Source organism: Aeromonas sp. s9 (genome assembly GCF_040907765.1).
Classification (GTDB): domain Bacteria; phylum Pseudomonadota; class Gammaproteobacteria; order Enterobacterales; family Aeromonadaceae; genus Aeromonas; species Aeromonas caviae.
The window spans coordinates 1-18,482 of the sequence record NZ_JBFOCK010000070.1; the positions used below are offsets into that span (position 1 = coordinate 1).

The 18,482-nt window shown below is 59.6% G+C and carries 13 protein-coding genes and 1 pseudogene; 6 read left to right on the top strand and 8 right to left on the bottom strand.

The features are described 5' to 3' along the window. The 6 genes and pseudogenes from AB5Y54_RS14465 to thrS all read right to left on the bottom strand — a co-directional run. A pseudogene (locus tag AB5Y54_RS14465) lies at window positions 1-672 on the bottom strand (IS3-like element ISAs22 family transposase); the annotation flags it as partial. Window positions 673-901: 229 nt separating this feature from the next. Next, complete coding sequence (locus tag AB5Y54_RS14470) at window positions 902-3,715, bottom strand: DUF927 domain-containing protein (protein ID WP_368153942.1); 2,814 nt, start codon at window positions 3,713-3,715, stop codon at window positions 902-904. A 333-nt stretch (window positions 3,716-4,048) separates the two neighbouring features. Further along, window positions 4,049-4,405: a 50S ribosomal protein L20 gene (rplT, locus tag AB5Y54_RS14475; protein ID WP_010674800.1), complete on the bottom strand. Its 357-nt coding sequence runs from the start codon at window positions 4,403-4,405 to the stop codon at window positions 4,049-4,051. Between the two features lie 15 nt (window positions 4,406-4,420). Next, entirely contained in the window at window positions 4,421-4,618 is a 198-nt protein-coding gene (gene rpmI / locus AB5Y54_RS14480) for a 50S ribosomal protein L35 (RefSeq protein WP_005300673.1), read from the bottom strand. A gap of 86 nt (window positions 4,619-4,704) precedes the next feature. Beyond that, complete coding sequence (infC, locus tag AB5Y54_RS14485; RefSeq protein ID WP_185219337.1) at window positions 4,705-5,235, bottom strand: translation initiation factor IF-3; 531 nt, start codon at window positions 5,233-5,235, stop codon at window positions 4,705-4,707. A 21-nt stretch (window positions 5,236-5,256) separates the two neighbouring features. Further along, window positions 5,257-7,185, bottom strand: a complete 1,929-nt coding sequence (gene thrS / locus AB5Y54_RS14490; protein ID WP_010674801.1) for a threonine--tRNA ligase — start codon at window positions 7,183-7,185, stop codon at window positions 5,257-5,259. 325 nt (window positions 7,186-7,510) lie between these two features. On the opposite strand from thrS, the gene AB5Y54_RS14495 reads away from it, so the two are divergent. Then, window positions 7,511-7,723, top strand: a complete 213-nt coding sequence (locus tag AB5Y54_RS14495; protein WP_109112310.1) for a hypothetical protein — start codon at window positions 7,511-7,513, stop codon at window positions 7,721-7,723. 3 nt (window positions 7,724-7,726) lie between these two features. Here AB5Y54_RS14495 and AB5Y54_RS14500 read toward each other — a convergent pair whose 3' ends face one another. Beyond that, window positions 7,727-8,317: a tetratricopeptide repeat protein gene (locus AB5Y54_RS14500; protein WP_162540552.1), complete on the bottom strand. Its 591-nt coding sequence runs from the start codon at window positions 8,315-8,317 to the stop codon at window positions 7,727-7,729. A 174-nt stretch (window positions 8,318-8,491) separates the two neighbouring features. On the opposite strand from AB5Y54_RS14500, the gene AB5Y54_RS14505 reads away from it, so the two are divergent. Beyond that, window positions 8,492-9,547, top strand: coding sequence for a PA0069 family radical SAM protein (locus tag AB5Y54_RS14505; protein ID WP_109112312.1), 1,056 nt, complete (start codon window positions 8,492-8,494; stop codon window positions 9,545-9,547). A 484-nt stretch (window positions 9,548-10,031) separates the two neighbouring features. On the opposite strand, the gene gyrA is transcribed toward AB5Y54_RS14505, so the two are convergent. Beyond that, window positions 10,032-12,779: a DNA topoisomerase (ATP-hydrolyzing) subunit A gene (gene gyrA / locus AB5Y54_RS14510; RefSeq protein WP_109112313.1), complete on the bottom strand. Its 2,748-nt coding sequence runs from the start codon at window positions 12,777-12,779 to the stop codon at window positions 10,032-10,034. Between the two features lie 199 nt (window positions 12,780-12,978). On the opposite strand from gyrA, the gene ubiG reads away from it, so the two are divergent. From ubiG to nrdB, 4 genes are all read left to right on the top strand, one after another. Then, the gene (ubiG, locus tag AB5Y54_RS14515) at window positions 12,979-13,695 is read left to right on the top strand and encodes a bifunctional 2-polyprenyl-6-hydroxyphenol methylase/3-demethylubiquinol 3-O-methyltransferase UbiG (RefSeq protein WP_162540553.1); all 717 of its coding nucleotides are present in this window, start codon (window positions 12,979-12,981) and stop codon (window positions 13,693-13,695) included. Next, window positions 13,695-14,381, top strand: coding sequence for an HAD family hydrolase (locus AB5Y54_RS14520; protein WP_029314563.1), 687 nt, complete (start codon window positions 13,695-13,697; stop codon window positions 14,379-14,381). The genes ubiG and AB5Y54_RS14520 overlap by 1 nt, the downstream gene beginning before the upstream one ends. Window positions 14,382-14,968: 587 nt before the next feature. After that, entirely contained in the window at window positions 14,969-17,236 is a 2,268-nt protein-coding gene (gene nrdA, locus AB5Y54_RS14525) for a class 1a ribonucleoside-diphosphate reductase subunit alpha (RefSeq protein WP_039040757.1), read from the top strand. A gap of 79 nt (window positions 17,237-17,315) precedes the next feature. Then, window positions 17,316-18,449, top strand: coding sequence for a class Ia ribonucleoside-diphosphate reductase subunit beta (gene nrdB / locus AB5Y54_RS14530; protein ID WP_010674816.1), 1,134 nt, complete (start codon window positions 17,316-17,318; stop codon window positions 18,447-18,449). Window positions 18,450-18,482: the final 33 nt, after the last annotated feature.

Genomic DNA, 18,482 nt, shown 5'->3' on the forward strand with positions numbered 1-18,482 from the left:
GCACCGAACGACCATCGCTGAGCTGGTCATGCATAAAGTCCATCGACCAACAGTGATTCGGTTGGTCAGGGACTGCCAACGGCTCCGGCTTGGCCCGCACTAGCCGCTTCTTGGGTTTTATCCGCAGATTGAGCTCTAGCGCCCGATAGATCCGGTAGACCCGCTTGTGGTTCCAGCCAAAGCCTTTGACGTTACGCAGGTACAGGAAGCACAGTCCGAAACCCCAGTTGCGCTGGTTGGCGGTGAGGCGCAGCAGCCAGTCGGCAATCTCCTGGTTTTCATCAGCCAGCACGGGCTGATAACGGTAGCAACCCTCGCTCACCTTGAACACCTGGCAAGCCAGACGGATAGAAATGGCGTAATGAGCCACAGCCTTGGTCGCCATCTCCCTGCGGGCAGATGGCGTCACCACTTTTTTGCCATCGCCTCGGAGATGATCTCAGCCTTTAGGCGCTCCTCGGCATACATCTTCTTAAGGCGACGATTTTCCTCTTCCAGCTCTTTGAGGCGCGCCATGAGAGAGGCATCCATGCCACCGAATTTGGAGCGCCACTTGTAGAAGGTGGCGGAGCTGATGCCATGCTCACGGCAGAGCTCAGGGACGGGTGAACCAGACTCGGCCTGCTTGAGGATGGCGATGATCTGTGCATCGCTAAAGCGTGATGTTTTCATGTAGAACCTCCTGCGTTCAAGATACGAGAAAATTCTACTTATGAGCACCTCAGTTTTTCGGGGGGATTACCGGTACAGATCCATCCCTTGCGACATAAGGCTTACAGGCCCATTCGGTAGTCTTGTACCCACTGTATCCACCACTTTTATCTTGTTCTTCACACGCGCATGAGGCAGAAAAGCAAAGGGCCACACATAGCGACCCTCTGCTTCCTTCTGGCTGGCGTCCTTAGTCCTCCGGCCCTTCCGCCTCGTCGGCCAATACCCGCTCGCTCAGCAGGTAGACCCATCCCTTCGTCCCCATGCCGGGCAGCCTTGCTTGGCGCTGTAACCGCTTCTTGTCCTTGCCTGTCAGCAGATAACCCGCCTCAAGGCACAGCCGCGCCGCTCGCTTGGGGTCGCGCCCCTTGGTGATCTCGGCCCAGCCGGGTGGCAGCACATAGAAGCTCACCCCCTCCGCTTCCATTCGGCGATAGCCGACCATGTTGGCCGGGCGGTGGTTGGTGTCGAACCAGTCGGCAAAGCGGGTGTACTGGTGGGCCGTGACGAACCTGCGTACCTGCTCCAGGGTGGCAGCATCCTCCTTGTTGCCCAGGTGGCCCCGCTCGGCTAGCCACGCCTTGAGGCAGATCCGCACCGCCCTGCTCGCCTCTCCCTCGGGCCAGCCCGTGACGCCTAGCCGGGTTGCCAGCGCTCCGGCTGCGGCCACCAGCGCGAATCTGTTAATGGCTCGGCCAACCTGGTTGCCCGCCCCCTTCGGGGTCAGCTCGGCGGCAAAGCGCTGGATCTCACTTCTCAGGTGCTCGCGGTGCTGCTCCATGTCGGCAGCCAGCCCAGCCACCAGCGCCCGAAAGGCGGTGCCGTGCTGACGCTCTGCGTTGGCCTTGAGGGTGTCGGCAAAGGTGCGCCCATCAACCACGCCATGCAGCCATTCAAATGCGCCGTGGTGGCCGGTATCGCTCGGGATCTGGATGGTGCGCACCTCCATACCCGCCTGGGTTTTCTTGCCTGACTCGGACGCATGATCTTCAAGGCTCAGTTCCCCAGTGGAGAGGAACAGCAGCCGCCACGCCTTGCGCTCCCGTAGCTCCCCATCCTGCTTGCTGCGGCCCTTGCCCTGCCCATTCGCCAGCATATAGGCCACCTGCCCTGCCTCACGGCCGTCCAGTTCTCCCAACTCGTCCAGGCAAAGCAGTGCGTCATTACGGCGACTGGCGATCCCTTCGATGGCATTGCCGGTCGCCCGCCATGTCTGGCTGTAGCGATCCGGGTTGCCGTAAACACTAGCGGCGACCTTCATGATGGTGGTCTTGCCGTCGGTGCTCTCACCCTTTAGGTGAAAGCCACCGCCTTCCATGCCGACCAGCGCCAGCAGCGGCGCAGCAAAGGCCAACGACAGGGCAAAGCAGAGGCGGGAGTTACCCACGGCCAGCGAGGCAATCCCCTGTTGCCACTCAGCCAGGGTGCCGCGCTCGGTAAAGTCGCTGGCGGAGTAGCCCGTGGTTTGCAGGATCACCCCCTCGACGTCTAGCCCGATAGCACCTTGCGGTAGCACGTAGGCATAGCCATGCCAGCCGGTGCGCTCCACACAGGTGATCCGCCGCTTAGGCTGGCAGGCCATAAGGTAGGCGCTCAGCTTGCGCTTGTGACCCAGTTCGACGAACGGCAAACCCGCATCTAACAGAGCGGCGAATACCTCGTCACCGTTGCGCGGCACCAGGGAGCGTATCGGCATCGCCCACTGGCGCACCCGCCCGGCGCTGTCCTGCCACTCCAGCAACCGGCCATAGCCGCCCCCATGCTCATCGGCGGTCTCGGCCAGTACCCAGATCGGGCTGGATATAGGCACCAGCTCTTGCCGGGCACCCTCGCCCCGGCCCACCAGCTCCCAGACACAGAGGCGATCCCCCCTGATCTCGAAGCCATGAGGTAGACCCTGCTCGCGTTCCGGGCTGGTGGCCTTCGGTTCAGGGGGAAGGGGGATCACCTCAGCCCCCTCTCTCTGGCTGGCGTCGTTGGGATGGCTGGTGGATGTTGTTGTGTCGACCCTCTGGCCTTCATCAGGGTTGACCAAGGTCATGATTGCTTGTCTTGTCTCATCCAGCCCAATGGCTTGGTGGTAGTCGTTCCAATCTCCTGAAAACTCAGGCGGTAGGGCCATCAGCGCTCCCACAGCTGCGGCGGCCTGTTCGGCCTTGGTCTTACCGGGATTGCCCGGTGTGGTGGTGTCGTTGTCGCCACAAAGCAGGATCTGGGCGTTCGGGTGAAGGAGTCTAGCTATCTTGGCCACGGCCAGCAGATTACCGGCATCCATCGCGCAATAAACGGTAGCCCCAGTAGCCAAGTGAACAGATAGCCCGGTGGCGACCCCCTCTACGACAGCCACCAGCTCCCCACCCTCAATGCGGTGGAAAGCACCAGCCTTGCGTCCACCTGCCAGATAGCTTTTGCTACCCCGATCATCAATGAGCTGAACGTTCACCAACTCGCCCTTCTCATCGGTCAGCGGCACCACCAGCGAACCGGCCGGGAAAGTCAGCGTCCCCACGGCGATCACATACCGGTTAATCAGCGCAGACATGCTGCCAAGTGCCTTGGCGGTCAGATAGGGGGACGGCCCCGGCTCACACTCGCGCAGAATGGCTACGGCACGACGAGCGGCTTTCTGCCGTTGCTGTTCGTTCCGCTTGGCCTCAGCCTCGGCTCTAGCTTGCTGTTGCTGGTGGATGCGCTCCCGCTCGGCAGGATCAAGGCCACCAGCAGACAGCCCCACCAACGGGGCCAACAACTCGGCGACCTCCTTTGGCAGCTTGCCGGTCACTTTGCCCACCAGACCAAGCCCATCCCCAGCACCGCACTGGTTGCAAATCCAAGTGCCACGCTCACCTTTGTTGTCGAATCTGAACCGATCTTTACCGCCACAGGCAGGGCAAGGCCCATGCTTACCACTGAACGGGGTGTCGATACCGACAGCGGTCAGCAGGTCGGGCCAACGTCCGATGGCTGCGGCGGCAACATCAGAGACCAGCCTTGCAGCAGTCATGACTGACTCCCAACTTGAAGGTACTTACACGAGAGAGAATTACGTGGCCCGTAGAAGATCTCTATCTGGCTATTCAGCTGCCCACACAAAATGAATCGTTGTTTGTCCCCTAAGGAAGGTGCGAATAAGTCATATGGCACGAGAGCATTTAATGGTAACCCATTGATATTAAATGACTAAAATTTTCATTTTTTGTTCGTGGGATACTTGTTCGCACTTTCCCTAAAGCTGTGGACATATGGTGGACACAAAAAATAAATTTCAATTAAATCATCACTTTACAGATACAAAAAAGGAGGCCTGAGCCTCCTTTATTTTTATAACAGAGCTGGATTAGACCAGAGCTGCTTTAGCTTTTTCAACCAGGGCGGTGAAAGCCAGCTTGTCGTGAACGGCGATATCGGACAGGATCTTGCGATCGATCTCGATGGAAGCCTTCTTCAGACCGTCGATCAGACGGCTGTAGGACAGGCCGTTCTGACGGGCTGCAGCGTTGATACGTGCAATCCACAGTTGACGGAACTGACGCTTCTTCTGGCGACGGTCACGGTAGGCATACTGACCAGCTTTGGTTACCGCTTGTACCGCTACGCGGTAGACACGGGAACGGGCGCCGTAGTAACCCTTGGCGGCTTTCATTACTTTCTTGTGACGAGCGCGAGCGGTCACACCACGTTTAACTCTTGGCATTTTTCACATCCCCCCTTATGCGTACGGCAGACAAGCGACAACACGTTTGTGGTCGGCAGCGGAAACAAAGAACTTCGGTCCCAGCTGACGCTTACGCTTGCTGCTCTTCTTGGTCAGGATGTGACGCAGGTGGTTGTGCTTGCACTTGAAGCGACCTGAGCCAGTCTTCTTGAAGCGCTTTGCGGCGCCCCGGTTGGTTTTCATCTTCGGCATTTCATACTCCGCATTGTGAGTGACAACAAAATCGCAAGGCGAACCGACTCATGGGGCCAGCCCCATGAGTCAATTTCTTGTGGGCCTTAAGATTTCTTCTTGGGTGCGAGGACCATCACAGCTTGACGGCCTTCGACTTTCGGGAACGATTCGACTACAGCCAGCTCTTCCAGATCGTTCTTGACGCGCTCGAGAACCTTGATACCAAGATCCTGGTGGGCCATTTCACGACCACGGAAGCGCAGAGTGACCTTTGCCTTGTCCCCGTCTTCCAGAAAGCGAACCAGGTTGCGTAGTTTTACCTGATAGTCGCCTTCGTCTGTGCCAGGACGGAATTTGATTTCCTTGACCTGGACGACTTTCTGCTTTTTCTTCTGTTCTTTGGTGGTCTTGCTCTTTTCGTAGAGGAATTTGCCGTAATCCATGATCCGGCAAACGGGCGGCTCAGCGTTCGGACTGATCTCGACCAGATCCACTCCAGCCTCAAGGGCCAAGTTCAGCGCATCCTGAATGGAGGTGATGCCAATGGCTTCACCATCCAGACCAGTCAGACGAACTTCTTTCAGACGGATCTCTTCATTGATCCGGTGAGCGCGGGCTTGCGGTTGCTTGCCCAGTTTTTTTCCGCCTTTTATAGCTTATTCCTCCACTTTCTTTTGTCCGCGGGTCTGAACTTCCTGGGTCAACAGAGCAATCAGCTCTTCAACAGGATAAGAGCCCAGGTCAGCCCCTTTACGAGTACGCACTGCAATCTTGCCGGCTTCTACTTCTTTGTCGCCGCAGACCAGCATGAAGGGTACTCGCTTCAAAGTATGCTCGCGGATTTTAAAGCCAATCTTCTCATTTCTCAAGTCCGCTTTTGCGCGAAGGCCCGCATCATTCAATGCCTTGGCAACTTTCACAGCATAATCGGCCTGGTTATCCGTGATATTCATGACCACGGCCTGGGTCGGAGCCAGCCAGGTCGGGAACAGACCGGCGTACTCTTCCGTCAGGATCCCGATGAAGCGCTCCAGCGAGCCCAGAATGGCGCGGTGGATCATCACGGGGATGTGGCGCTCGTTGTCTTCGCCCACATAGGTGGCGCCAAGACGGCCCGGCAGGGCAAAGTCGAGCTGCACGGTACCACACTGCCAGGCACGATCAAGGCAATCGTGCAGGGTGAACTCGATCTTGGGACCGTAGAAAGCCCCCTCGCCCGGTTGCAGGTCGTACTTCAGGCCGTTGAGTTCCAGCGCCTCGGCCAGCGCGGCCTCGGCACGATCCCAGGCTTCATCAGAGCCGATACGCTGCTCCGGACGGGTCGAGAGCTTGACCACGATGTTTTCGAAACCGAAGGTGCCGTAGACGTCATAGACCATGCGGATGCACGCAGACACCTCTTCCATGATCTGCTCTTCGGTACAGAAGATGTGGGCGTCATCCTGGGTGAAACCCCGTACCCGCATCAGGCCGTGCAGGGAGCCTGACGGCTCGTTGCGGTGGCAGGAGCCGAACTCGGCCATGCGCAACGGCAGATCGCGGTAGGATTTCAGACCCTGGTTGAAAATCTGCACGTGACCCGGGCAGTTCATCGGCTTGATGGCGTACTCGCGGTTTTCGGACTGGGTGGTGAACATGGCCTGGGCGTATTTCTCCCAGTGACCTGAACGCTCCCACAGCACGCGATCCATCATGAAGGGGCCTTTCACTTCCTGATAGTCGTACTCTTTGAGCTTGCCACGGATGAAGGTTTCCAACTCGCGGAAAATGGTCCAACCATCGTTGTGCCAGAACACCATGCCCGGCGCTTCTTCCTGCATGTGGTACAGGTCGAGCTGCTTGCCTATCTTGCGGTGGTCGCGCTTGGCGGCCTCTTCCAGACGCTGCAAATAGGCCTTGAGCTGCTTCTTGTCGGCCCAGGCGGTGCCGTAGATGCGCTGCAGCATCTTGTTGTTGGAGTCGCCGCGCCAGTAGGCGCCGGACATCTTCTGCAACTTGAAATGGTGGCAATGACGCATGTTGGGCACGTGCGGGCCGCGACACATGTCGATGTACTCTTCGTGATGATAAAGACCGGGCTGGTCATCACGGGCAATGTTCTGATCCAGGATCTCGACCTTGTAGGTCTCGCCACGGGCTTCGAACACGTCGCGCGCTTCCTGCCAGGAGACCTTCTTCTTGATGACGTCGTAATCCTTGGCGGCCAGCGCCAGCATGCGCTCTTCCAGGGCAGCCAGATCTTCGTCGGTCAGGGTGCGGTCGAGATCGATGTCGTAGTAGAAACCGTTGTCGATGACGGGACCGATGGCCATCTTGGTCTGGGGCCAGAGTTGCTTGATGGCATGACCCAGCAGGTGAGCACAGGAGTGGCGCAGAATGTCCAGACCTTCTTCGTCTTTGGCGGTGATGATGGCCAGGGAGGCATCGGCTTCGATCAGCTCGCAGGCATCCACCAGTTCACCGTTTACCCGACCGGCAATGCACGCCTTGGCAAGACCGGGACCGATGTCCGCGGCCACATCCATGACGGAAACGGCGTGGGCAAATTGACGTTGGCTGCCGTCAGGCAGAGTAATGATTGGCATTAGGTGTTTCCTTATACAGTGGTGACCCCTACCAAAGGCCACATGCAGGTTGGAGAAACCCTTTCATGTCCAGCTGTTCACTCCCGAGTTTCACCGTTCACAATACGGTTGGTACACGGCAGTGGCACACCATATGGCGTGTGCAAGGCCATCCATTGAGAGGTACAGCGGGGGATTGTATCAGACGCGACAACCCAGACAAGCTGTCTTGGCGATTTTGCATACCGCCTAAGCGCGGGTGTCAACCTGTCCTACTTGCGAGGGCGCCCTTCTGCTGCCATACCCTGTACCAGATTGAGGCGTCAGCCAAAGCAAGGAGAGCATGATGTACACCTACGACATTTCATTTCCTGAGCATGCAGAAAAGCTGGTTCATCCGGATCACCTTCTCACGACTCACTGTCCCGTCCATATCGGTGAGCTGGTGATCCTGGGCGATGGCTGCAAGCGGGAGGTATGCAGCATCGTCCACAGTGCCGAGCGCAGTACCCTCTATGTCACGGACGTGACGCCCGGCAAAGTCATCGCCAGCCGTTGATCCCTAACCGGCGTTCAGAAAAGAGTGGCCATTGAAATCGAAGGCGCTGCGTCCCTCCTCGGCCAGCGCCATCTCCTGCAATACCTGGAGTGCCATCTTGTTGCCCTTTTGCGAGGCCTGATAGAGCCACTGCTTCGCCTCGGCCAGTTCAACCCGCCCGTTGACCCCCATCAGGTGCAGGATGCCCACCTTCAGCATGGCGGGCACATCACCGTTCCTGGCTGCCAGCTGCATCCAGCGAAACGCCTCGTGCAGATCCCGCTTCACCCCGGCCCCGCGCAGATAGACCTCTCCCAGCCGATACTGGCCGAAAGCGTCCCCAGCCTGCGCAGCCTGACGATAGAGTCGGATGGCGCGATCCATATCCTGCTCGCTCCCCTGCCCCACTTCATGGCTCCAACCCATCAGCGCCTGTGCCCGTGGCTGGCCCTGATCCGCCAGCGGCGACCAGATCCGGGTCGCCTCATCAAAGTGCCCTGTCCGCCAGGCGCGGTTGGCCGCCGCCAGCTCCTGATCGGTGGAGAGCGGGATCAGACGCCAGATGACCAGCGCAATGAGGGCGATGAAGAGCCAGCGGGCGATAGTAGGTTGCATGACATTTTCCGTGATCTGGTTCGCATTTCGTCTATGTAAACGAAATGTAGCAACAGATCAAGCAGGAGATCACCTGGGTTCACCCTCTTTCATGGGGTCGCTCTTTGCGAACTTGCAGTTTGAGGGGCTACACAGCAAAATAACTGTATATATAAACAGTGCATTGGTGATGTGATGGCAGGACGAGGCGCGAACCACAATGTCGAGCACCGCTTCAGCGGCCCGCAAATCGAACCAGTTGACGACGGCTGGAGTCAGAGCGACTGGGACGCGGCATTTGCCGCCAGCGCTCCCCGCACCGAGGTGACGGAGATCAGCGCCCGCAGCATCATCAGCTACAACGATTCGCCGGATCTTCCCTTCGGTCGCTCCATCAATCCCTATCAGGGGTGCGAGCATGGCTGCATCTACTGCTATGCCAGACCCAGCCACGCCTACCTTGAGCTCTCCCCCGGGCTGGATTTCGAGCGCAAGCTGTTTGCCAAAATCAATGCTGCCGAGCTGCTGCGACGGGAGTTTGCCAAACCAGCCTATCAGCCACAAACCATCGTGCTGGGGGCCAATACCGATCCCTATCAACCCATCGAGCACCACTATCGCCTGACTCGTGAACTCCTGACGGTGATGCTGGCTCATCGCCATCCGGTAGGGCTCATCACCAAGAGCGCCATGATCCTGCGCGACCTCGATCTGCTGACCGAGCTGGCCCGAGAAGGGTTATGCCAGGTGATGGTGTCGGTCACCACCCTCAATGAGACGCTGAGGCGACAGTTGGAGCCCAGGGCCAGCACGGGGGTTGGGCGGATCAAGGTGATCGAACGACTGGCCAAGGCCGGTGTGCCGGTCGGCGTGCTCGCCGCCCCCATGATCCCCAGGCTCAACGAGCCTGAACTGGAACAGATCATCAAGGCCGCCGTCGACGCCGGGGCGGGCGGTGCGGATTACATCTTGCTGCGATTGCCCCACGAGCTCACCACCCTCTTTTGCGACTGGCTCGATACGCACTATCCCGGCCAGAAAGAGGCGATCCTCAACCAGCTGCGGGCAAGCCGGGGTGGCTCACTCAACAGCGCCACCTTTGGCAGCCGCATGCGAGGTGAAGGACTGTTTGCCGACCTGCTCGCCCAGCGCTTTCGCCTGATCAGCAGGCGGCTGCAACTGGGCAAGCGCCATATAGCACTCAATACAGCCGCCTTCATCCGCCCGGGCGAGCAGTTGCGTCTGTTCTGAGCACCGTCAGCCCCGTGGTCTCGGCGGGCAGCTCCCCGCTGGGTGGCGCTGTGCAATCAGCTCCGCAGGCAGGCGTGATGGCTCGTGCGCCACCTCCTCCTCATCCACCCTAAGGCGCGCCTTCTCCTGCCCTCCCCACATCCGGCTCCACCAGATTTCCCACATTACCCAGCTCGTCATAACAGTGCTCCTGGCAAGCGATGCCTGCCTCTGTGGTGGCCTCATTCAACGCAGGCAGCATGGCTGGCCGTCATGACAGGGCCATGACAGCCGAGTGAAGGAATCGTGTTGATGCGATGGGACCAACCCTGCATATCAGGAAGATGACGCCGTGGCAGGCAGGGCTGCATGCACGGCAGACGGAGCCTGGCAGCAGAAAAGAGGGCGCCAGGGCAAGCACAGGGACGGGGAGAGCCTGCGGTGAGGCGGACAAAAAAAGAGCGACCATCAAGGTCGCTCTTTTGCACCGGACAAAGGGGGACGATTACTCGTCGCCCGCCTCCCCGGTATCGACGGCGCCAGCGTCCGCTGCGGTGTCGGTGCCTTCAGACACCTCCCCTTCAACAGCCAGGGCCTCGGTTTCCTCTTCGTCGCTCTCGGCAACGCGCTGCAGACCGACTACGGTCTCGTCTTCACCGGTACGGATCAGACGCACACCGCCGGTGTTGCGGCCGATGACGCTCACCTCGGACACCCGGGTACGAACCAGGGTACCGCCGTTGGTGATCAGCATGATCTGGTCGGTATCTTCGACCTGGATCGCATCGATCACCTTGCCGTTGCGCTCATCCACCTTGATGGAGATGACGCCCTGGGTACCACGGCTCTTGGTCGGGTACTCGTCCAACGCGGTACGCTTGCCGTAGCCGTTCTCGGTGGCGGTGAGGATGGCACCATCACCACGGGGCACGATGAGGGAGACCACCTTGTCACCGGCGCCCAGCTTGATGCCGCGCACGCCAGCAGCGGTACGACCCATGGGACGTACGCCCTTGAAGGTGCCCTTGCTTTCGGTGCCTTCGCCGTTGTCGCTGCCGTCATCGTCGTTGCTGGCGTCGTCATCGGTGTCGACCTCGTCAGTGGCATCGGCATCGGCACGACCGCTGCCTTCCGCGAAGCGAACCACCTTGCCCGCATCGGAGAACAGCATGATCTCGTTGCTGCCATCGGTGATGTCCACCCCGATCAGCTCATCACCCTCTTTGAGATTGATGGCACGGATACCGGAGGAGAGCGGACGGCTGAAGTCGGACAGGCTGGTCTTCTTCACGGTGCCGTTGGCGGTGGCGAAGAACACATACTTGTCGGCGTCATATTCTTTCACCGGCAGGATGGCGGTGATGCGCTCACCCTCATCCAGCGGTAGCAGGTTGATGATCGGACGACCGCGGGCGCCACGGGACGCCTCCGGCAATTGATACACCTTGAGCCAGTAGACCTTGCCACGGGTGGAGAAGCACAGAATGGTGTCGTGGGTGTTGGCCACCAGCAGACGCTCCACAAAGTCCTCTTCCTTGATCCGGGTGGCCGACTTGCCACGACCACCGCGGCGCTGGGCCTCGTAGTCGGAGAGCGGCTGATACTTCACATAGCCCTGGTGAGACAAGGTAACGACCACGTCTTCCGGGGTGATCAGATCTTCGATGTTGATCTCGGCACTGGACATGCTGATCTCGGTGCGACGCTCGTCGCCGTACTGCTCGCGCACGGCCAGCAGTTCGTCACGGATCACTTCCATCAGGCGCTCGGGGCTTGCCAGGATGTGCAACAGCTCGGCGATGAGATCCAGAAGAGACTGGTACTCTTCCAGGATCTTCTCGTGCTCGAGGCCGGTCAGCTTGTGCAGACGCAGGTCAAGGATGGCCTGGGCCTGGATCTCGGTCAGGAAGTACTGCCCTTCACGGATGCCGAACTCCGGCTCCAGCCACTCGGGGCGAGCCGCGTCGTCGCCCGCTTTTTCCAGCATGGCGGCCACGTTGCCGAGTTCCCAGCCCTTGGCTACCAGGGCGGCTTTCGCATCCGCCGGGGTCGCACTGTGGCGAATGAGCTCGATGATGGGGTCGATGTTGGCCAATGCCACCGCCAACCCTTCCAGGATGTGCGCCCGATCCCGCGCCTTGCGCAGTTCGAACACGGTCCGGCGGGTCACCACTTCACGGCGGTGCAGCAGGAACGCATCCAGGATCTCTTTGAGGTTCATCACCTTGGGCTGGTTGTTGTCCAGCGCCACCATGTTGATGCCGAACGTGGTCTGCATCTGGGTGTGCTTGTAGAGATTGTTCAGCACAATCTCGCCGGACTCGCCGCGCTTGATCTCGATGACGATGCGCATGCCGTCTTTGTCAGACTCATCGCGCAGGGCGCTGATGCCCTCGATTTTCTTCTCTTTGACCAGCTCGGCGATCTTCTCGATCAGGCGAGCCTTGTTCACCTGATAGGGGATCTCGTGGACGATGATGGTCTCGCGACTGGTCTTCTCGTCCACCTCCACTTCAGCCTTGGCCCGCACATAGACGGAGCCGCGACCGGTACGGTACGCCTGCACGATGCCGGAACGACCGTTGATGATGCCGCCGGTGGGGAAATCCGGGCCGGTGACATGGGTCATCAGCTCGTCAATGGTGAGGTCGCCGTTTTCGATCAGCGCCAGGCAGCCGTTGACAATCTCGGTGAGGTTGTGAGGCGGGATGTTGGTCGCCATGCCCACCGCGATACCGGAGGAGCCGTTGACCAGCAAGGTTGGGACCTTGGTGGGCATGACAGCCGGGATCATCTCGGTACCGTCGTAGTTCGGCACCCAGTCCACGGTCTCTTTGTCCAGATCGGCCAGCAGCTCGTGGGAGATGCGCGCCATCCGCACTTCGGTGTAACGCATGGCCGCGGCGTTGTCGCCGTCCACCGAACCGAAGTTGCCCTGACCGTCGACCAGCATGTAGCGCATGGAGAAATCCTGCGCCATCCGGACGATGGTGTCATACACGGCGCTGTCGCCATGCGGGTGATATTTACCGATTACGTCACCGACCACACGGGCCGATTTTTTATAGGGCTTGTTCCAGTCGTTCCCCAGCTCGTTCATTGCATACAGAACGCGGCGGTGAACCGGTTTCAAGCCATCACGCACATCCGGCAGAGCTCGTCCTACGATCACGCTCATGGCGTAATCCAGATAGGAACTCTTGAGCTCTTCTTCGATGTTGACCGGCGTGATCTCTCTGGCCAGATCGCTCATAGAAAGCCTTAATCCCTAATTAGTTGTTCTTTGGCTTAAACAGCGCGACATGGTAACACACTGAGCCAAATACATTAAGCCACAAATCCGATGAGCACATCGGGCTGGTGCGACGAGGTCGGTCCGTTATAATGCCCGCCAGGACAATAGATTGCGCGCGCCCAGCCCGCTGCGCGCCTTGCCACAGGATCATCAAAACATGAATAGTGATGCCAATGTCGATCTGACAGAAATCGCCAAATTTGAAGCCATCGCCTCCCGCTGGTGGGACATGGAGGGCGAATTCAAGCCGCTGCATCAAATCAACCCGGTGCGCCTTGACTGGATCACCGACAAGAGCGGCGGCCTGTTTGGCAAGCGCGTGCTCGACATCGGCTGCGGTGGCGGCATCCTCTCCGAGAGCATGGCCCGCCGGGGGGCCAAGGTCACCGGCATCGACATGGGCAAGGAGCCCCTCGGGGTCGCCCGCCTCCATGCCCTCGAGGCGGGCGTGGAACTCGAGTACCGCCAGATCACCGCCGAAGCCCACGCCGATGAGGCGCCGGGCCAGTATGACGTGGTTACCTGCATGGAGATGCTGGAGCACGTGCCGGACCCGGCCTCGGTGCTGCGCGCCATCGCCACCCTGGTACGGCCGGGGGGCAAGGTGTTCGTCTCCACCATCAACCGCAACCCCAAAGCCTATCTGATGATGATCCTCGGGGCCGAGTACCTGTTGAAGATGGTCCCCAAGGGTACCCACGACCACAAGAAGTTCATCACCCCCGCCGAACTGTGTCGCATGGGGGGAGCGGCGGGCCTCCTGGTGCGGGACATGAGCGGCGTTCACTACGCCCCGCTCTCCAACAGCTTCAAGCTCGGCAAGAATGTCGACGTCAACTACATGGTGGCGTTCGAGCGCCCGGAGCAAGGCTGATGAGCACACCTCACCCGATGCCCCTTGGCTGCGTGCTGTTTGATCTGGACGGCACCCTGCTCGACACCGCCCCAGACCTTGGCGCCGCCGTCAATCACGTGCTGATAAGCGAAGGCTTTGCTCCGCTCTCTGACGACATCATCCGCCAGACCACCTCCCACGGGGCCCTCGGGCTGCTCAGGGCCGGTCTTGGTGACGAGCTGCTCGAGGAGCTGGGGGCCACCCGCCTTCGCACCGCCCTGCTCGACTACTACGCCGCCAACCTCTGCGTCGGCACCCGCCCCTATGAAGGCATGGTGGATCTCATCGAGTGGCTCGACGAGAAAAAGCTGCCCTGGGGCATTGTCACCAACAAGCCGGGTTTTCTCACCGAACCGCTCCTGGCAGCCCTGCCTGAACTCGCCAGTTGCGGCGTGACGGTGAGCGCCGACACCTTGCCGGTGCGCAAGCCCGACCCCGCCCCCATGTTCTTTGCCTGCGAGCGGCTCGGCATCGCGGCGAGCCAGTGTCTCTATGTGGGGGATCACGTGCGCGACATCGAGGCTGGCCGCAATGCCGGCATGCGTACCGCGGTGGCTGGCTGGGGTTATCTCAATGATGACGAGGACCCGGCCCTCTGGGGCGCCGACCTTCACTTTGATACCGTGCAGGCCCTGCACCACTGGCTGCGTTACGAACTGAGCTGACACGTTCATTGCCCATGAGCGACAAGGCATCAGGATAGAGGTGGATCTGCGGGGCAACTTTGATGTTGTCCCGATGGCCATGTGGGCATCTGCCCCGACGCGCAGCTCCCCCGCAGCACACCAGAGGGATCCCGGACGATCCCTCTTTTTAAGGGCTTGGCACCCCCCCGAACGGCGCAACAGGACACCTTTTGACCCTGACTGCACAAGGGATGAGCAGGCCGGATTTGCTAGTAAAAACACCCTGCTTTCGCAAGCAAAAAAAGTTATTTTAATTTTCCATCTTCGATCGCCGGACTTGCATTTGACGGATCGGACGGATGAAAACCCGTTCGCTGTGAGCGTCCACTAACTCCCGTCCCGACACCCACAATTTATCCACAGCTAATGCGTTATCCACAGATTGCATTACCGCATCGACCTCACTATCTTGTAGTTCGCATTAAAAATAACACTACATCTTGTGATTCATCGCACAATCCCTACCCAGTTTCCCTCGACAGACGGAGCCGGGTTGCGCCATTGTGCGATGGCTTTTCGGGAATCAACCGATACCGGCAGGTATCAATGAAAGGGGTCATCAGCCAATGAACTTGTTTGTGACGAAGCGTAACGGACACAAAGAACCCATCGATCTGGATAAAATTCACCGTGTGCTCGACTGGGCTGCAGAGAAGCTCGACAACGTGTCGGTCTCCCAGGTGGAGCTCAAGTCCCACATCCAGTTCTATGACGGTATCCGTACCGCCGACATCCACGAGACCATCATCAAGGCTGCTGCTGACCTCATCTCCGAGCAAAGCCCGGACTACCAGTACATGGCTGCCCGTCTGGCCATCTTCCACCTGCGCAAGAAGGCCTACGGCCAGTTCGAGCCGCCCCACCTGTATCAGCACGTCGCCAGACTGGTGGACATGGGCAAGTACGACAAGCACCTGCTGGAAGACTACACCCAGGCGGAATTTGAGGAGCTGAACGGCTACCTCGATCACTGGCGCGACATGGACTTCTCCTACGCGGCGGTCAAGCAACTCGAAGGCAAATACCTGGTACAGAACCGCGTCACCGGCGAGATCTACGAGAGCCCGCAGTTCCTCTACATCCTGGTAGCGGCCTGCCTCTTCTCCAAGTATCCGAAAGATACCCGTCTGGACTACATCAAGCGCTTCTATGATGCGGTCTCGACCTTCAAGATCTCCCTGCCGACCCCGATCATGAGCGGCGTGCGCACCCCGACCCGCCAGTTCAGCTCCTGCGTGCTGATCGAGTGTGACGACAGCCTGGATTCCATCAATGCCACCGCCAGCGCCATCGTGCGTTACGTTTCCCAGCGCGCCGGCATCGGCATCAACGCCGGTCGCATCCGTGGTCTGGGCAGCCCCATCCGTGGCGGCGAAGCCTTCCACACCGGCTGCATCCCCTTCTACAAATACTTCCAGACTGCAGTGAAGTGCTGCTCCCAGGGCGGCGTGCGCGGCGGCGCGGCCACCCTCTTCTACCCTCTGTGGCACACCGAGGTGGAGAGCCTGCTGGTACTGAAGAACAACCGCGGCGTGGAAGAGAACCGGGTCCGTCACATGGACTACGGCGTGCAGATCAACAAGCTGATGTACCAGCGCCTCATCAAGGGCGGCGATATCACCTTGTTCTCCCCGTCCGATGCACCTGGCCTCTATGACGCCTTCTTCGCGGACCAGGACAAGTTTGAAGAGCTCTACGTCAAGTACGAGCAGGATCCGGCCATTCGCAAGAAGACCCTGAAGGCGGTGGATCTCTTCTCCCTGATGATGCAGGAGCGCGCCGGTACCGGTCGCATCTACATCCAGAACGTGGATCACTGCAACACCCACAGCCCGTTCGACCCCTCCGTGGCACCGGTTCGCCAGTCCAACCTCTGCCTCGAGATTGCGCTGCCCACCAAGCCGCTCAACAACGTGGATGACGAGGACGGCGAGATTGCCCTGTGCACTCTCTCCGCCTTTAACCTGGGCGCCATCGAGAAGCTGGAAGATCTGGAAGAGATGGCCGAGCTGGCCGTGCGCGCTCTGGACGCCCTGCTCGACTATCAGGACTACCCGCTCAAGGCCGCCAAGAAGGGCAGCATGAACCGCCGCACCCTGGGGATCGGCGTCATCAACTACGCCTACTACCTGGCGAAAAACGGTGCCCGCTACTCCGACGGTTCCGGTCTGGCCCTGACCCACCGCACCTTCGAGGCGATCCAGTACTACCTGCTGAAAGCCTCCGTGCAACTGGCCCGCGAGTTCGGCCCCTGCCCGGCCTTCAACGAGACCACCTATGCCCAGGGTATCCTGCCCATCGATACCTATAAAAAGGATCTGGACACCCTGTGCAATGAACCCCTGCACCTGGACTGGGAAACCTTGCGCGAAGAGATCAAGACCGTGGGTCTGCGCAACTCCACCCTGACCGCCCTGATGCCGAGCGAGACCTCCAGCCAAATCTCCAACGCCACCAACGGCATCGAGCCGCCCCGCGGCCTGGTGTCGGTGAAAGCCTCCAAGGACGGCATCCTCAAGCAGGTGGTGCCGGAGTACCACCGCCTGAAGGATCAGTACGAACTGCTGTGGAAACAGCCGAGCGTCGACGGTTACCTGCAGCTGGTCGGCATCATGCAGAAGTTCGTGGATCAAGCGATCTCCGCCAACACCAACTACGACCCGGCCCGCTTCGAAGGCAACAAGGTGCCGATGAAGCAGTTGCTCAAAGACTTGCTGACCGCCTACAAATACGGTCTCAAGACCCTCTACTATCACAACACCCGTGATGGTGCCGACGACACCCAGACCGATCTGCAAGATGACGGCTGCGCTGGCGGGGCTTGCAAGATCTAACCGCGAAACGCACTGATAAACCGGGCGGGAGCATCAAGCTCCCGCCCTCCTGTTTTCCCTATTTCACGGCATTCGAACCATGGCTTACTCTACTTTTTGCCAGACCCAAAACGATCAGCTCAAGGAGCCGATGTTCTTCGGCCAGTCGGTCAACGTGGCCCGTTATGATCAGCAAAAGCACGACATCTTCGAGCGGCTGATCGAGAAGCAGCTCTCCTTCTTCTGGCGCCCGGAAGAGGTGGACGTCTCCCACGACCGCATCGACTTCCAGGCTCTGCCGCCCCACGAGCAGCACATCTTCATCTCCAACCTGAAGTACCAGACCCTGCTGGATTCCATTCAGGGCCGCAGCCCCAACGTGGCCCTGCTGCCCCTGGTTTCCATCCCGGAGCTGGAGACCTGGATCGAGACCTGGGCCTTCTCCGAGACCATCCACTCTCGCTCCTACACCCACATCATCCGCAACATCGTCAACAACCCGGGCCAGGTGTTCGACGACATCGTGACCAACGAGCAGATCTTGAAGCGCGCAGGCTCCATCAGCCACTTCTATGACGATCTCATCGAGGCCACCTCCGTCTATCACCTGCACGGTGAGGGGACCCACCGGATCGGGGATCGCGAAGTCACCATCAGCCTGCGGGAGCTCAAGAAGAAGCTCTACCTGTGCCTGATGAGCGTCAATGCCCTCGAAGCAATCCGCTTCTACGTGAGCTTCGCCTGCTCCTTCGCCTTCGCCGAGCGCGAGCTGATGGAGGGCAATGCCAAGATCATCAAGATGATCGCCCGTGACGAAGCGCTGCACCTGACCGGCACCCAGCACATGCTGAACCTGATGCGCAGCGGCAACGACGACCCCGACATGGCGGAGATCGCCGTCGAGTGCGAGCAGGCCTGCTTCGAGCTGTTCAAGGAAGCAGCCCTGCAGGAGAAGGAGTGGGCCGAGTACCTGTTCCAGGACGGCTCCATGATCGGCCTGAACAAGGACATCCTCTGCCAGTACGTGGAATACATCACCAACCTGCGCATGGCGGCCGTCGGCCTGCAACCGGCCTTTGCCGGCACCAAGCAGAACCCCATCCCCTGGATCAACACCTGGCTCTCCTCCGACAACGTGCAGGTGGCGCCCCAGGAAGTGGAAGTAAGCTCCTATCTGGTGGGTCAGATCGACAGTGAAGTGCACGCCGACGATCTGGGTGACTTCGAGCTGTGATGCAAGGCGACCTCTGCTGGCAGACCATGATGC

Excerpts from the sequence above, each read along its gene's own strand:
- AB5Y54_RS14470 (WP_368153942.1), bottom strand. The coding sequence starts at position 3,715 with ATGACTGCTGCAAGGCTGGTCTCTGATGTTGCCGCCGCAGCCATCGGA.
- rplT (WP_010674800.1), bottom strand. The coding sequence starts at position 4,405 with ATGCCAAGAGTTAAACGTGGTGTGACCGCTCGCGCTCGTCACAAGAAA.
- rpmI (WP_005300673.1), bottom strand. The coding sequence starts at position 4,618 with ATGCCGAAGATGAAAACCAACCGGGGCGCCGCAAAGCGCTTCAAGAAG.
- thrS (WP_010674801.1), bottom strand. The coding sequence starts at position 7,185 with ATGCCAATCATTACTCTGCCTGACGGCAGCCAACGTCAATTTGCCCAC.
- AB5Y54_RS14495 (WP_109112310.1), top strand. The coding sequence starts at position 7,511 with ATGTACACCTACGACATTTCATTTCCTGAGCATGCAGAAAAGCTGGTT.
- AB5Y54_RS14500 (WP_162540552.1), bottom strand. The coding sequence starts at position 8,317 with ATGCAACCTACTATCGCCCGCTGGCTCTTCATCGCCCTCATTGCGCTG.
- AB5Y54_RS14505 (WP_109112312.1), top strand. The coding sequence starts at position 8,492 with ATGGCAGGACGAGGCGCGAACCACAATGTCGAGCACCGCTTCAGCGGC.
- gyrA (WP_109112313.1), bottom strand. The coding sequence starts at position 12,779 with ATGAGCGATCTGGCCAGAGAGATCACGCCGGTCAACATCGAAGAAGAG.
- ubiG (WP_162540553.1), top strand. The coding sequence starts at position 12,979 with ATGAATAGTGATGCCAATGTCGATCTGACAGAAATCGCCAAATTTGAA.
- AB5Y54_RS14520 (WP_029314563.1), top strand. The coding sequence starts at position 13,695 with ATGAGCACACCTCACCCGATGCCCCTTGGCTGCGTGCTGTTTGATCTG.
- nrdA (WP_039040757.1), top strand. The coding sequence starts at position 14,969 with ATGAACTTGTTTGTGACGAAGCGTAACGGACACAAAGAACCCATCGAT.
- nrdB (WP_010674816.1), top strand. The coding sequence starts at position 17,316 with ATGGCTTACTCTACTTTTTGCCAGACCCAAAACGATCAGCTCAAGGAG.